Origin of the sequence: Mariniplasma anaerobium (assembly GCF_016865445.1) — a bacterium.
In the GTDB taxonomy this organism is placed as follows: domain Bacteria; phylum Bacillota_I; class Bacilli_A; order Acholeplasmatales; family Acholeplasmataceae; genus Mariniplasma; species Mariniplasma anaerobium.
Map to the genome: position 1 here is coordinate 337650 of NZ_AP024412.1, position 14827 is coordinate 352476.

A 14827-nucleotide genomic window follows, 5' to 3' on the forward strand; every position below is an offset into this window, starting at 1 on the left:
TGGTGACATCTTTTTCTTTTTTATATTGACGTCTTTTATTCAATAAAACAATACTTCTCTAAAGAGATATTTGAAGATATTAAAGATATATTATGTTATAATATATACTGGAATGTCGATATAAGGAGGAAGAGATGAAACTAGCAATTGGTAGTGATCATGGTGGATATGAACTTAAAGAATATTTGAAATCATATTTTGATAAAAATCACATTGATTATGATGATTTTGGAACAAATTCAAATGAATCTGTAGATTATCCAGATTATGGGAAAAAAGTAGCACTTGCTGTGCTAGCAAAACCTTATGATTTTGGAATTGTTATTTGTGGAACTGGTATTGGTATTTCAATAGCCGCAAATAAAGTTAAAGGCATAAGAGCAGCACTTGTTTATGATGAGTTAACTGCTAGACTTGCAAAAGAACACAATCGAGCAAATATCATCGCTTTAGGTGGTAGAACCACTAAAAAAGAAGATGCAGTTAAGATTGTTAATGCATTTATGAATGCAACTTATGAACCTAGACATCAAAAGCGTATAGATAAAATTAAAGATATCGAGGAGTCATATGATGAATAAATTAGTTGTATTAAACCATCCATTGATTGATCACAAGATGACAAGAATTAGAGATAAGCATACAGGAACTAAAGAATTTAGAGAAGCTGTAAGTGAAGTTGGTGGATTAATTACTTATGAAATTACAAGAGATTTTACAACAGTAAAAAAAATGATTGAAACACCTATATGTGAAACAGTAGGTTATGAATTAGAAAAACAAATCGTTATTGTCCCTATTTTAAGAGCTGGATTGGGTATGGTTGAAGGTATCCATAATATTATTCCAACTGCAAAGATTGGACATGTTGGATTATATCGAGATGAAGTGAGTTTAGAACCTCAAGTTTATTATTCTAAATTTCCAGATATCATTAAAGATAGTGTTGTTTTAGTGGTAGATCCTATGCTTGCTACTGGTGGGTCAGCAGCAAAAGCAATAGAAATCGTTAAAAGTACAGGAGCAACAGATATTAGATATGTTGGTTTAGTAGGATGTCCTGAAGGCGTTAAACGCATTCATGCTGAACATCCTGAAGTTCCAATTTATTTAGCAGCTATGGATTCTCATTTGAATGAGAATGGATATATTGTACCTGGACTTGGAGATTGCGGGGACAGATTATTTGGAACCAAATAAGAAAGAAAAAAGAAGAAAAATCATGATGACTTACACCATGGTTATGCAAATGTTTTTTACAGTCATTGGATTGTCTGTTTTAGGTATTTACATTGGAAGAAAAATGGATCCTGAAGGAGAACTAGCAACCTATTTAGCAGCAGCAGGTTTGTTTATAGGAATTTTTATAGGATTTATGACACTCCATCAATTTATTAAAAGTGAGGAAAGATATGAAAGACGTAAGCGTAATTAACTTAATCGCATTAGGATATGCAGTCTTACTGGCTTTAGTATCTTTAATCTTTTTTAGAGAGTATGCTGTTTGGGCAGTATTAGGTAGTGCAACTGTATTATTTAATCACTCACAAACCATAAGACTTACTAAAGAAAAGTTTAATGCAAGAAAAATAGGAACACATTTAGTGATTAGATTTGTAATGTATCTAGTTGTTATAGCATTTGCTTATTTTGATCAACAAGCAAATGGAACATCAGAATTGATAAGAGTGTATATATTTTTACTATTAGGATTCTTTTCAGTTAAAGTAGGCATATTTATCTATGCAACACCATTTTTTAAATCACATAGATTAAAAGATGATATAGATATCATAGCCATTAAGGAGGATGATATGGATGTTTGACCAAGTTTTAGATTATCTTACACATTTACCAGTTTATTTTCTAACTTCATTAGGCATTATCTTAGTATTAATCATCTTTAGTGTTGTAATTGGAAACTATGTTTCAAAATTAGATGTTAGGGATAAACCAAATATCATAGCTACACTTGTTATCCAATTTATAGATTTTTTTAACAATTATGTTAAAAGCTATATTGGTAAACATTGGAAGTTTGTAACACCGATTACATTGACACTTGCTCTTTATGTAGCAGTTGCCAATATGAGTGGTATCCTAGCACTTGAAGCTCCTACAAGATATACATCGATAACATTTAGTTTATCAATCATATCATTTATAGTAGTTCAAGCGACTGGATTTATTTCTCAAAGTTGGAGACATTTATTAGGGTTATTTAAACCATTATGGCCGTTATTTCCACTAAACTTAATTAGTGATGTAACACCAATATTATCAATGGCACTCCGTTTATTTGGTAATATTGTAAGTGGTTCAGTCATCTTAATGTTAGTTTATAAATTAACAGGATGGGCATCAATAATCGTAGCTCCAGCGTTTCACTTAGTATTTGATATAGGCTTTGGTCTAGTTCAAACACTTGTATTAGTTTTATTAACCATTGTTTTTGCGTCAATTAAGATTGACGAAGATGATTTAGATTTTAATAAAAATTAAAAAATATATATAAATATAAAAGGAGATAGAAATTATGTTTGATTTAGTTAACGCATTTTTACCAAATGTCATGGAAGTAGTTGCAAATGAATTCTTTAGAAGTGGTATGGCTTATATTGGAGCTGGTATTGCGGTATTAACAGGTTTTGGGACTGCGATTGGCCAAGGTATTGCTGCATCTAAAGCAGTTGAAGCTGTAGGGCGTCAACCAGAAGCTGCAGGTAAAATCACATCAACTATGCTTATTGGGCAAGCTGTTGCAGAAACATCAGCATTATATGGATTGATTATTGCATTCATTTTAACAGGAAAATAAAAAAAAGGGATTGATGATTAGTGAACGAAATATTTGATCAAATCACTGAAATGGTTGAAGAAGGATTATACTCAGTTGTAAATGATCCTGGCATCGTCATTTTAAATATTCTTGCTTTACTAGTCTTGTTATTTTTTGTAAGAACATTTTTGTGGAAAAAAGTAACTGCATTTCTTGATAAAAGACAAATTGCTTTATCTGAAGCAATCGATCAAGCTGATCAAGAAAGACAAATTGCGAAATCTTTACAAGAAAAATCTTTAAAAGAATATGAAGGCATGAAGGAAGAAACAAGACAATTAAAAGATAAACTTACTCAAGAAGCATATAAAGAACAAGAAAAACTTATTACCAGTGCTAAAGAGGAAGTTAAGCGTCGCTTAGAACAAGCAGAAAAAGATGTTGAATATGAAATTTCTCAAGCGAACGAAGACATTAAACAATCGATTAAAGAGATTGCTTTTTCAGCTGCAAGTAAAATTGTGAAAAGAGAAATCGATCAAGCAGTTCATCAAGATATCATTGATGAAATCTTAGATGAAAGAGAAATTTAGTCTATGACTAAATATGCTAAAGCACTGCATCAACTGGCAGTAGAACAAAAAAAAGTAGATCGAATTAATCTTCATTTTGATGAGCTAAGAAGTTTAATCTCTAAAAACCCAAAATGGGTTGAGATGATGGATTCACCTATGCTTAATCTTAAAAAGAAGATGGAGATGATGGATACACTGGATTTTGATCCTTTATTTTTATCATTTCTAAAAACATTAGCAGAAGAGCATTTGATGCAATACATTGATGAAACATACGAAGAATGGAAACATCTAATGCGCGCATCTCAAAAGATAGCACATCTTCACGTATATTTAGCAAATCCGATTACAGATATACAAGAAGAAAAATTAATAAATGTTTTAAAACCAAGATTTAAAGGACAAACAATATCTCTACACAAAACAATAGATACGTCTTTAATTGGTGGGATTAAGATCACATATCAGGGTCAATCCTTAGACAGATCAGTTGTACGTGAATTAGAAGAGCTATTTACAATGATTTAAGGTGGTGACGACATTGTCAAAAATAAAAGTAAAAGAAATGACTGAGGTCATAAAAAAACAAATAGAATCTTTTGAACAAGACGTAAAACTTGAAAATATAGGTAAAGTATTATCTGTAGGGGATGGGATTGCGATTGTTTATGGTCTACAACAAGCGATGATGGGAGAATTACTAGTTTTTCCACATAACGTAAAAGGTTTAGTATTTAACTTAGAAGAACATCAAGTCGGTGTTATTCTTCTTGGAGAAAGTAATTTAATTAAAGAAGGCGACATGGTTAAAACAACCAAACGTATCTTTGAAGTTCCTGTAGGGGATGCTTTATTAGGTCGTGTTGTTAATCCTTTAGGTGAACCACTTGATGCTGGTGGAACGATTCAAACAACAGATCGATTACCAGTTGAAAGAAGAGCTAGAGGAGTTATGGCACGTGGATCAATTAATGCATCTATGGAAACCGGGATTAAAGTTATTGATGCCCTTGTTCCAATTGGTAAAGGACAAAGAGAGTTAATCATTGGCGACAGACAAACAGGTAAAACAACATTAGCTGTTGATTCAATTATCAATCAAAAAGGTAAAGATGTTATTTGTGTTTACGTTGCGATTGGTCAAAAAGACTCATCTGTTACTGGATTAGTTGAATTATTTAAAAAAGAAGGAGCACTTGATTATACAGTTATTGTAAATGCTGGTGCATCTAAAGAAGGTACACTATTATATCTAGCACCTTTTGCAGGAGTAACCATTGCGGAATACTTCATGGAAAAAGGTAAAGATGTTTTAATCGTTTATGATGATTTATCTAAACATGCGGTCGCATATCGTGAATTATCATTATTATTAAGACGTCCACCAGGAAGAGAAGCTTATCCAGGCGATGTTTTCTATCTACATTCAAGATTATTAGAGCGTTCTGCTAAGTTAAATGATAAACTTGGTGGTGGTTCAATTACTGCACTACCTATTATTGAAACAAAAGCTGGAGATATCTCAGCTTATATTTCAACAAATGTTATTTCAATTACGGATGGTCAAATATTCTTAGAAACTGAATTATTTTATTCAGGCATAAGACCAGCGATAAATGCAGGATTATCTGTATCTCGTGTGGGTGGAGCTGCTCAATGGAATGCAATGAAAAAAGTTGCTGGTACACTAAGAATTAATCTTGCTAACTATCGTGAGTTAGAATCATTTGCACAATTTGGATCAGATTTAGACCAATCAGCTAAGCGTCGTTTAGAAAGAGGTAGAAAAACTGTTGAAATGTTAAAACAAGATGTACATGAGCTTGTAAACATGCCAACTCAAATTGTAACTATCTACGCACTATCTAAAGGGATGATGGATGATCTCAATTTAGAACAAGTTCAACTTTTAGAACAAGAAATTAACCAAGGGTTAAGAATGAATGATCTTGGTAAAAAAATTAATAAAACTTTAAATGAAACTAAAAAATTGCCAAAAGATGAGGATTTAGAGAAGTTTATCAACGGATTAAAGAGGTTGATATAATATGGGTTTAAAAGATATTAAGCTAAGAATGCAAGCTATAAAAAAGACAGCTTCAATTACTCAAGCTATGCATAATATCGCATTATCCAAAATTAAAAGATCAGCAGAACTTTTCAATCACTCTAAATCATTTATGGAAAAAATAGAGCATGCAATTTTATACGCAAATCGTAATTTAGATGAGTCAAATAGACTCACATCTGAAAATGATGGGAAAAACAAGCTTTTCATCTTAGTTACTAGCGATAGAGGGCTTGCTGGAAGCTACCATAATCAACTGTATAAAGCGTTTTTAGATGATATCAAGGATTTGGACAAGAAAGACTATCAAGTCTTTGTAATCGGCAAAAAAGGCTATTATTTCGTAAAGAAACATGAGTTGCCTATTGTTAATGAAGAAATTATTTATAATAGAGATGATATCTCTACAATGTACTTTAGACACTATGCGTCATTAATCAAAGAAACATTTGTTAAGAAGTTTGTAGATGAAGTGATTATCTATCATAATCACTATGTAAACACAGCTACTCAAGTGGTTCAACATGAACGTGTATTACCGCTCATTTTTAATGAAGAAGAGATTGAAAACGAACAATATATTTATGATGAAAGTCCAGAAGTTGTTTTGGATAAAACCATTAATGTATATGTTGAAAGTCGAATTTTTGAAGCTGTTGCGGATGCTAAAATTTCAGAACATGCATCTAGAATGATTGCGATGAAAAATGCGACAGATAATGCAAATGATATAGTAGATCAATTAGCGATTGTCTATCATAGAGAAAGACAACGAGAAATTACAAACGAGATCATTGACGTCGTCAATGGTGCAAACGTTTAGGAAGGAAGTAAAGATGAAAGGTAAAATTACACAAGTCATCGGACCGGTTGTAGATGTCCATTTTGATGATGAGTTACCAAGCATTTATGATGCTTTAGTAGTTCAAAATGATAATGGACAAACTGTAACTTTAGAAGTATCACTTCACCTTGGAGACCATGTTGTAAGAACTATTGCATTAGAGCCAACTGAAGGATTAAGACGTGATTTAGACGTTATTTCAACAGGAGCATCAGTACAAGTACCTGTAGGAAATGAAGTTTTAGGGCGTATCTTTAATGTTTTAGGCGAAGCTATTGATGGTGGTAAATCAATGGATAAAGTTAAGAAGATGAGTATTCATAGAGAATCACCAGCATTTAATGAATTATCAAGTGAAACTGAAATATTAGTAACGGGTATTAAAGTTATTGATTTATTAGCACCATATATTAAAGGTGGTAAAATTGGATTATTTGGAGGAGCTGGAGTTGGTAAAACCGTGCTTATCCAAGAGTTAATTAATAATATTGCTCAAGAACGTGAAGGGATTTCAGTATTTGCTGGAGTTGGTGAACGTACAAGAGAAGGATCTGATTTATATCAAGAAATGAAAGAGTCAGGCGTTATTAATAAAACTGCACTTGTCTTTGGACAAATGAATGAGCCACCAGGAGCAAGAATGAGAGTTGCTTTAACTGCATTAACGATGGCAGAATATTTTAGAGATTCTCAAAAACAAGATGTTTTATTATTTATTGATAATATATTTAGATTTATTCAAGCAGGTAGTGAGGTTTCAGCACTTTTAGGTAGAATGCCTTCAGCTGTTGGTTATCAACCAACACTTGCGACTGAAATGGGACGTTTGCAAGAGCGAATCACATCAACTAAACATGGATCAATTACGTCTATTCAAGCTGTTTATGTTCCAGCAGATGACTACACAGATCCGGCACCATCAACAGTTTTCTCGCATTTGGATGCGACGACAAACTTATCAAGAAAATTAACAGAAATAGGTATTTATCCAGCTGTTGATCCACTTGCATCTACATCAAGAGCATTAGCTCCACATATTGTAGGTAAAGAACATTATGATGTTGCACGTAAAGTTCAACAAATGATTCAAAGATATCATGAACTACTAGATATTATCGCAATCCTTGGTATGGATGAATTAACGGATGAAGATAAATTACTTGTACATAGAGCAAGACGTATCCAAGTATTCTTATCACAAAATATGCACGTTGCTGCACAATTCACTGGTGTTGAAGGCGCATTTGTACCTTTAAAAGAAACCATTAGAGGATTTAAAGAAATTATCGAAGGTAGACATGATGAACTTCCAGAAGAAGCATTCCAAATGGTAGGAACCATTGATGATGCTATAAAGAAGGCTAAGTCATTATGAAATTCGAAGTCTTAACTCAACAGGGCAAGACATATCAAGATGAAATCCAATATGTCGTTATAAAAAATCAAGAAGGTGAACTTGCAATTCTAGAAGATCACATTCCAATTATTTTATATGTCTTAGAAGGTTATTTAAAGTTTGTTCAAGATAAGAACATATCATATGTCGTTGTTGAACAAGCAGTTATAGAGTTTAAAGATAATTTATTGACGGTCCTAGCTTTAGAAGCACAAATTGGCCAAACATTAGATAAAGCTAATGATGCTTTTAATAAAATGAAAAAAGAAAAACTCGAACTTACTAAAAAAGAAAATGTAGATTTTTCTAAACAAGAAAGAGATTTAAAAGAAAACATTACAAAATCAAAAGCTGGCCAATTATAAAAAGGAGTAACATATGGTACAAATCATTTATTTCACATCATTAATTGTATTTTTTGCGATTAACTTAAGAATACTTGGTGCGCTACATTTTGAAAACAAATTTGAAAAATTTAAAATATGGGAAATCAAAGCTGCATATTTTTTAGTCAGTTTAGCACTTGCTCATATGCTCGCAGAGATTATGGTAAGATTTTCTACACTTTTTGAAGGATTATTTATTTAAAAAAAACAAACAAAATAAAAAGGGGCTGTAATGAAATGAAGAATATTTAATCTTCATGGACTACACAGTCCCTTTTTCTTTTGTTTTGTGGATAAACATAAAAAAATACCTGTTTTTAGGCATATTTAAAAGAGAACTTCAAAATTCTTTAGTTTTCCACAGGATAACTATTGAACGAATCGTTGTTGCTTGTTATGATATTTTGATAAATTATACCCAATTGAGAGTAACATAAACTCTAATTTAACATTTTGGATGCCACGTCGCTTAAATCTTCTAAATTTAAAGTCTTCTTTTAAAACCCCAAATGCGCCTTCAACTTGAATTGAGCGTTGAATCCTAAGTTCTATACCTAAATCAGATTGAAGATTATCTCTTGCTTTTTTTTGATAGTTCCATAATTCTTCATTGACTTCAATACGTCTTGGAGCTTTCCCTTTTTTACACTTTGAAGCTAGCGGACATCTTAAACAAGTAGATGACTCATAAACATCTTTACCATTGTGTCTTGTAAATAGATAATTCATCTTTCGTCCTTTTGGACAAATTAGATTCCCGTTTTTATCTTTAGTGAAATTTTCTGCACGATAAGGACTATTTATATAGTTCTGATTGCTGGTTTCTTTTTTATACATTGGATATTTTTGATAGAGTTCCATATCTTTGGATTTTAAATATCTATAATTTATAAGTCCACCATATCCAGCATCTGCTACAGGATATTTAGGATAAAATCCATAGCTATGATTAAATCCTTCTAGAAATGGTTCTAATGTTTTATAATCGCTTCGATTCTGATAGACATCCATATGCATGATATATCCATCTGACACGCCAATTTGAATGTTGTATCCAGCCTTTAATTGACCATTTCTCATATGATCGTCTTTCATGCGCATATATGTTGCACCATGATCTGTTCTTGCATATGAATTTCTTGATGGACCTATGATCTCTAAATCATGATTATAGCTTGTTAGTTTTTCTATGTAGTCTACGATATCTTCATAATCTCTTTGTAATCCACTTTTGTGGTTCCCTTTGCCATAGACAAAATCAATGCCTTCTTTGTCAATTTCATTGACTAAGAAATCTCTAATCTTTTCTAAATATGATATCTCATAATCTTCTTTGATCAGAAAGTAGATGCCTAAATGTTTATAGTCTTCATTTAATTTGTGCAGAGTCTTGGTAATTTTGAGTTGAAGTTTTTGTTTAAACTTAAGAATTGAGTTCTTCCAAACAAATTTATATTTGTTTGCGTTTGCCTCTATCTTTGTCCCATCTATATATAAGGTATTGATATCAATTTGTTCTTTTTTTGCGATATATTGATTGATCTCTAAAAAGATATCTTCGATGGATGTTTTTAAGTGGGTATTAATAAATTCTTTGATGGTATTATGGCTTGGTTTTAACTCATTAGTCAACCACATGAGCCTAATATCATTTTTAGCTGCCTTTTCCATTGCTCTTAAACTATGGATTTTTTCCATCTGGCAAAACAATACCAATTTCAACATATTGACTGAATTGTATCCTAGTCTACCTTGATGAGATTTGGATACTAAGTATTTTTTAACCTCGATTTTTGAAAATACTTCGTCAAATGTTCTGACTTCACTATCAAATGGTATTAAAATGTTCATTTCTAGTGGTAATTTTAATTGTTTTGCGCTAAAATAAGATTGAGTTAATTGAGTACTTTGCATACTTCAATTATATCAAAAACCACTCTGGATTTTCCAGAGTGGTTTTGTGTTTTATAGACTATAATGATTTTATTTCATTACAGCCCCTTTTTTTATTCTTTTTTTGTTGTATAAGGTATCCATAATGTTTTTTCATCTAATGGATGAATGGATATAAATTGATGTTTTATATCATCGAAAATTGAAACATTTTTTTCTTTAAAATAGAGTTGATAAGTAACATGCTCTAAAAACATTTTCTCTTTAACATAAGTAATTGATTCTATCAGTTGATCCATTGTTTGAATAAGTGGATAATCAAATACAATCTCAAAACCCTTCATTTCTTTTTTTTCATAAAATTTTTGAATGTTTAACACTTCAGAAGTAGCTTTTGAATATGCTCTAATCAAGCCACCAGCACCTAATTTAGTTCCTCCATAAAATCGAACGACAACACACAATAAATTGGTTACATCATGATGTCTTAAGACTTCTAAAATTGGAATTCCAGCTGTTCTTGAAGGTTCACCATCATCTGATGAAGTGGCATGCTCAAGCCCTTCTCCAAATAATGACGCACTACAATAATGAGATGCTTTAGGAAACATCTCTTTAGCTTTTGCGATATTCTTTTTGATATCATCAATTTCATATAATGGAAATAATATGCCAATAAATATTGACTTATCTATGATGATTTGATGTGTTTGTATATCTTTGATATATTTCATAATCTCACCATTTTTATTATAACATATTTCCATATATTTATATTTTTGTTATAATGAATACAGCAACAAATATTGGGAGGGCGCTATGAATAAAAAATTAATTGTAGATACGTCAACAGGTGGTCTAGATTACTATCCTTTTAATCATGATATAGAAGTATTAAGAATTAAAATATTTCTAGATGAAAAAGAGTATTTAGATGGGTCAGAATTAAAAGCAGAAGAATTTTATAAAATCTTAAGAGAACAACCAGAACTCATTCCAAAGACATCACAACCTTCAGTTGGAGATGTTATTAGTTTTTTTGAAGATCTTTACGAAAAAGGGTATGATGAATTTTATGTAACGACATTATCTTCTAAACTTAGTGGAACACATAATTCTATTGTCTTAGCTTCAAAAGAATTAAAAGATAAAATGAACATTCATGTTTTTGATACGTTAACAGTTTGTTTTTCTGAAGGATTATTTGCATTAGAAGCTGATAAAATGTTAAAATCAGGAAAATCTTTTGAGCAAATCGATGAGGTTCTACTTCAAATGAGAGAGCATAATACTATCTTTTTTGCGGTTGACTCACTATCTTATTTGGTAAAAAATGGCAGATTATCTAATGCACAAGCGTTTGTCGGAAAGTTATTAAAGATCAAACCAATTTTACAAGTTCAAGAAACTGGACATATAGTATCTATTGAAAAAATTAGAAATATTAAAAAAGCATTAGAATCAATTACTGCCAAAATTAAAGCATACGCAAATGGTAGAGAATTTGAAGCATATATACTATATACTGGAAATCCTAAACTTAAAGCCCATTTTATAGAAATCATTAAAACTGAACTTGGGCTCGAAAATTTATATGAATCGCCTTCTACACCAGTAGTAGGGGCGCATATAGGACCAGATGTATGTGGCATAGGTATATTTTTAAAATAAGACGATTTCGTCTTATTTTTTTATACTACAAAAATACATGAATTCTTGGTATAATATAACAGGTGATATGAATGAGTACAATAAAAACCGCTAAAGGCGTTTTATACGAATTAAAAAAAGCAGGATATGAAGCATATATAGTTGGTGGTGCCGTTAGGGACTATCTTTTAAGAATGCCAATTAATGATGTAGACATAACAACAAATGCTAGACCACATCAAGTCAATAAAATCTTTAGAACAATTCCAACAGGATTAAAATATGGAACTCTAACTGTTTTATATAAAGATGAAAAATTTGAAGTTACAACCTATCGTATTGATGGTGAGTATCAAGATGATCGTCATCCTGATAATGTAACATTTAGTGAAGATGTTCAAGAAGATGTGAAAAGAAGAGATTTTACCATTAATGGACTTCTTTTATCAGATAAACAAGAAATCATTGATTTTGTTGAAGGACAAAAGGATCTTAAAGCTAAGTTGATTAGAACTATTGGAGATCCACATCAAAGATTTAATGAAGATGCACTTAGAATGATGAGAGCTTTTTATTTCCAATCAAAATTAGGATTTCAAATAGAAACTCAAACTAGAGATGCAATCTTTGAATTAAAAGATAATTTAAAAAATGTTGCGATGGAAAGAATCGTTAATGAGATGATTAAGATTATCCAAGGTGAACATGCAAAAAGAGCATTCAAATCGATGGTCACAACGCAAGTACATGAAGTTCTACCGGGTCTTAAAAAAGGTATAGAACATATACTTACAATGGATGATATGCCATTTGTAGACTCCTTTTTCGCGCTATGCTTCACTTTAAATGATGGTATTGTTCCGCAAGAATGGACGTTTTCAAACAAACATAGACACAGATACCAACAAGCAGCAGTGCTTGCTAGAAAGACTAAAGTTTTTGATGCATATTATTTATATACCTATGGCATTGATTTATGTTTGTTAGCAAATAAAGTTAATTTCATGTTAGATCGTTCTAAAAATTTAAAATCAGAAATAGAAGAAACATATCAAAATTTACCTATTCAATCAGAGCTTGACTTAAAACTAAGAGCAACTGAAATGATTGAGATTACAGGTAAAAAAGCAGGTGCATGGTTAAAAGACATGCAACATCAAATGGTTTTAGCAGTATTAAAAAAAGAAATGAAAAATGATAAGGAAAGCTTAATTGAATTTCTTAACAAAAATATAAAGTAGGTGTTTTTATGGATTTAAAAGAAAATGAAATATACAAAATTATAGGAAAAGTAGAAAATGTTAACACAGGTGCACATTTTTCAAATACAACAGTTTTGAAAAAAGATGGCACACATGTAAATATTAAATTAGAATTTGAACAACTTCAAGATATTAAAATGGGTAAAATTTATGAGTTTGAAGCTTTAGCAGTCGTAAAAGTAGAAGATGAACTTGTTTTAAAACTACAATCAATTAAAGATATTGAAGATGTATTAGAAGCAGATGAATTATCAGAACTCTTAGATTACTTTTATGTTTACGCACCCATTCCAATGGTTGAGATAAAAAAAGGGATTGAAGGATTCTTATCTAAAATAGAAAATAAAGCTTTACATGAGATAACAAAGACGATATATGATAAACACAAAAAAACTTTTTATATGCATCCAGCAGCAACTAAGTTTCATCATGCGTATGTAGGTGGATTAAGTTATCATACATTTACAATGTTAAAACTCATTGATCCATTTTTAGAAGTATATAAGTATTTAAACAAAGACTTGTTATATGCAGCAACATTACTACATGATATGTCAAAAATTAGTGAAATCTCTGGAGTAGATGGAGAATATACAAAAGAAGGCTTATTGATAGGGCACCTAGTGATGCAAACCATTGATGTTGATCAAGTTGCAAAACAATTAGGATATGAAGACTTAGAAGAAGTCTTAATCTTAAAACATATGATTTTATCCCATCATGGACAACTTCATTATGGATCTCCTAAAAAGCCGCAAACTGGAGAAGCTCTACTCTTATGGTTTATTGATACAATCGATTCTAAGTTTACTGTCTTAGGAGAAGTTCTAGATACAACCTTAGAAGGACAATTTACGCAAATGGTAAGTGTCTTAGATAAAATGAGATTTTATAAACCCAAATTGTAATAAAAAGATAAAGAAGCATTTAATTGCTTCTTTTTTTATGCAGATAATTTGTCAATTCAAGTGCAACGCATCATAAGATTCATTGATCACTTCTAATGGAGTTTTAAAGTTGATGCATTTTCTAGGTCTATTATTTAGACGAGTTAATACATTAAGTACTTCTACATCGTTAGTTTGTGAAAGATCCATACCCTTTGGATAGTATTCTCTTAATAAACCATTTGAATTTTCATTAGTTCCTTTTTGCCATGCACAGTAAGGATCAGTGAAATACATCTGACAATTTAAACTTTCTTCAATATCTTTATATTTAGCAAATTCTTTACCGCGATCACATGTGATTGTTTTCACTAATTCAGGTGGGAATTGTGATAGTAATTCAATAATAGCTGCTGTAACATTCTCGCTTGTTCTATCGGGTAGTAGTTTAACAAGGTACAGTCTTGATTTACGCTCGGCAAGTGTTACGAAACAATACTTGCTTTTTCGTTGAAAATTCACTCTTCCAGATTCCACAGTATCGGCTTCCCAATGTCCTAACGTATGTCTCTTATAGACCTCTTTAGGACGTTTTTTTATTGTTTTACCTATGTTGAAGCGACCTCTTGTTTCTGCAGGTCGTTTGAATTTACCTTTTCGTCTCAATCTCCATATCTCTCCTCGTATAAGATATTTTTTATGTATCCATCTATAGATAGTTGAAAAACAAGGGGAATTTTCAGGTTGTCCATTTTTTCGTTTTGCTATTTGCTCTGGTGACCATTGTTGATTTAGTTTATCTTCAATGTACTTTTTGATAAATGGACATATTTTTACTGGTCTATGACATTTGATTCGACGCTTTTCATATTTCTTTTGCGCAATATGAGGTAAGTATTTATAGCGATATCCACATTCATTCCTCTTTAACTCCCTAGATATTGTACTAGGACTTCTTTTTACTGCTTTGCTAATTTGTCTAATGCTCACCCCTGAGAGCCATAACTGATATATACAAGTTCTTTCTTCTATGGTAAGATGTATGTAGTTCATAGTTTCTCCTTTTGTGTTTGTTTGGTCACTTACA

19 protein-coding genes are annotated in these 14827 nt (G+C 31.3%); 16 read left to right on the top strand and 3 right to left on the bottom strand.

Translation table 11 applies throughout. The features are described from left to right. The first annotated feature begins 134 nt into the window (after nucleotides 1-134). The 13 genes from rpiB to MPAN_RS01795 all read left to right on the top strand — a co-directional run bounded on the left by rpiB (nucleotide 135) and on the right by MPAN_RS01795 (nucleotide 8250). Complete coding sequence (rpiB, locus tag MPAN_RS01735) at nucleotides 135-581, top strand: ribose 5-phosphate isomerase B (RefSeq protein WP_176239648.1); 447 nt, start codon at nucleotides 135-137, stop codon at nucleotides 579-581. Continuing rightward, a complete protein-coding gene (upp, locus tag MPAN_RS01740; RefSeq protein WP_176239647.1) occupies nucleotides 574-1200 on the top strand; it encodes a uracil phosphoribosyltransferase in 627 nt (208 codons plus the stop codon). The genes rpiB and upp overlap by 8 nt, the downstream gene beginning before the upstream one ends. Then, the gene (locus MPAN_RS01745; RefSeq protein ID WP_176239646.1) at nucleotides 1187-1435 is read left to right on the top strand and encodes an AtpZ/AtpI family protein; all 249 of its coding nucleotides are present in this window, start codon (nucleotides 1187-1189) and stop codon (nucleotides 1433-1435) included. The genes upp and MPAN_RS01745 overlap by 14 nt, the downstream gene beginning before the upstream one ends. Then, complete coding sequence (locus MPAN_RS01750) at nucleotides 1413-1826, top strand: hypothetical protein (protein WP_176239645.1); 414 nt, start codon at nucleotides 1413-1415, stop codon at nucleotides 1824-1826. Before MPAN_RS01745 ends, MPAN_RS01750 begins: the two co-directional genes overlap by 23 nt. Next, on the top strand, nucleotides 1819-2502 hold the full coding sequence (locus tag MPAN_RS01755) for a F0F1 ATP synthase subunit A (RefSeq protein WP_176239644.1): 684 nt from the start codon (nucleotides 1819-1821) through the stop codon (nucleotides 2500-2502). The genes MPAN_RS01750 and MPAN_RS01755 overlap by 8 nt, the downstream gene beginning before the upstream one ends. A gap of 70 nt (nucleotides 2503-2572) precedes the next feature. Further along, a complete protein-coding gene (gene atpE / locus MPAN_RS01760; protein WP_176239761.1) occupies nucleotides 2573-2818 on the top strand; it encodes an ATP synthase F0 subunit C in 246 nt (81 codons plus the stop codon). A gap of 20 nt (nucleotides 2819-2838) precedes the next feature. After that, entirely contained in the window at nucleotides 2839-3372 is a 534-nt protein-coding gene (gene atpF, locus MPAN_RS01765) for a F0F1 ATP synthase subunit B (protein WP_176239643.1), read from the top strand. 3 nt (nucleotides 3373-3375) lie between these two features. Then, entirely contained in the window at nucleotides 3376-3882 is a 507-nt protein-coding gene (gene atpH, locus MPAN_RS01770) for an ATP synthase F1 subunit delta (protein ID WP_176239642.1), read from the top strand. Between the two features lie 13 nt (nucleotides 3883-3895). Then, complete coding sequence (gene atpA, locus MPAN_RS01775; RefSeq protein ID WP_176239641.1) at nucleotides 3896-5401, top strand: F0F1 ATP synthase subunit alpha; 1506 nt, start codon at nucleotides 3896-3898, stop codon at nucleotides 5399-5401. Between the two features lies 1 nt (nucleotide 5402). Continuing rightward, entirely contained in the window at nucleotides 5403-6245 is an 843-nt protein-coding gene (atpG, locus tag MPAN_RS01780; protein WP_176239640.1) for an ATP synthase F1 subunit gamma, read from the top strand. Then, a complete protein-coding gene (atpD, locus tag MPAN_RS01785; protein WP_407659112.1) occupies nucleotides 6229-7641 on the top strand; it encodes a F0F1 ATP synthase subunit beta in 1413 nt (470 codons plus the stop codon). The genes atpG and atpD overlap by 17 nt, the downstream gene beginning before the upstream one ends. Then, a complete protein-coding gene (locus tag MPAN_RS01790; protein WP_176239638.1) occupies nucleotides 7638-8027 on the top strand; it encodes a hypothetical protein in 390 nt (129 codons plus the stop codon). The genes atpD and MPAN_RS01790 overlap by 4 nt, the downstream gene beginning before the upstream one ends. Before the next feature lie 13 nt (nucleotides 8028-8040). Then, nucleotides 8041-8250, top strand: a complete 210-nt coding sequence (locus tag MPAN_RS01795; RefSeq protein ID WP_176239637.1) for a hypothetical protein — start codon at nucleotides 8041-8043, stop codon at nucleotides 8248-8250. A gap of 167 nt (nucleotides 8251-8417) precedes the next feature. On the opposite strand, the gene MPAN_RS01800 is transcribed toward MPAN_RS01795, so the two are convergent. Beyond that, on the bottom strand, nucleotides 8418-9962 hold the full coding sequence (locus tag MPAN_RS01800) for an IS1182 family transposase (protein ID WP_231756741.1): 1545 nt from the start codon (nucleotides 9960-9962) through the stop codon (nucleotides 8418-8420). Nucleotides 9963-10054: 92 nt separating this feature from the next. Next, nucleotides 10055-10675 carry an IMPACT family protein gene (locus tag MPAN_RS01805; protein WP_176240157.1) on the bottom strand — a complete coding sequence of 207 codons (621 nt, stop codon included), beginning with the start codon at nucleotides 10673-10675 and terminating at the stop codon, nucleotides 10055-10057. Nucleotides 10676-10760: 85 nt separating this feature from the next. Here MPAN_RS01805 and MPAN_RS01810 point away from each other — a divergent pair, with 85 nt between their 5' ends. The 3 genes from MPAN_RS01810 (at nucleotide 10761) to MPAN_RS01820 (ending at nucleotide 13761) form a co-directional block, all read left to right on the top strand. Next, on the top strand, nucleotides 10761-11612 hold the full coding sequence (locus MPAN_RS01810) for a DegV family protein (RefSeq protein WP_176240158.1): 852 nt from the start codon (nucleotides 10761-10763) through the stop codon (nucleotides 11610-11612). A 71-nt stretch (nucleotides 11613-11683) separates the two neighbouring features. Next, a complete protein-coding gene (locus MPAN_RS01815) occupies nucleotides 11684-12832 on the top strand; it encodes a CCA tRNA nucleotidyltransferase (protein WP_176240159.1) in 1149 nt (382 codons plus the stop codon). Between the two features lie 8 nt (nucleotides 12833-12840). Next, nucleotides 12841-13761 (top strand): HD domain-containing protein, encoded by a 921-nt coding sequence (locus MPAN_RS01820; RefSeq protein ID WP_176240160.1) that lies wholly within the window; start codon nucleotides 12841-12843, stop codon nucleotides 13759-13761. A gap of 51 nt (nucleotides 13762-13812) precedes the next feature. Here the strand turns inward: MPAN_RS01820 and MPAN_RS01825 are convergent, their stop codons facing one another. Next, the gene (locus MPAN_RS01825) at nucleotides 13813-14793 is read right to left on the bottom strand and encodes an IS30 family transposase (RefSeq protein ID WP_176238760.1); all 981 of its coding nucleotides are present in this window, start codon (nucleotides 14791-14793) and stop codon (nucleotides 13813-13815) included. Between the last annotated feature and the right edge of the window lie 34 nt (nucleotides 14794-14827).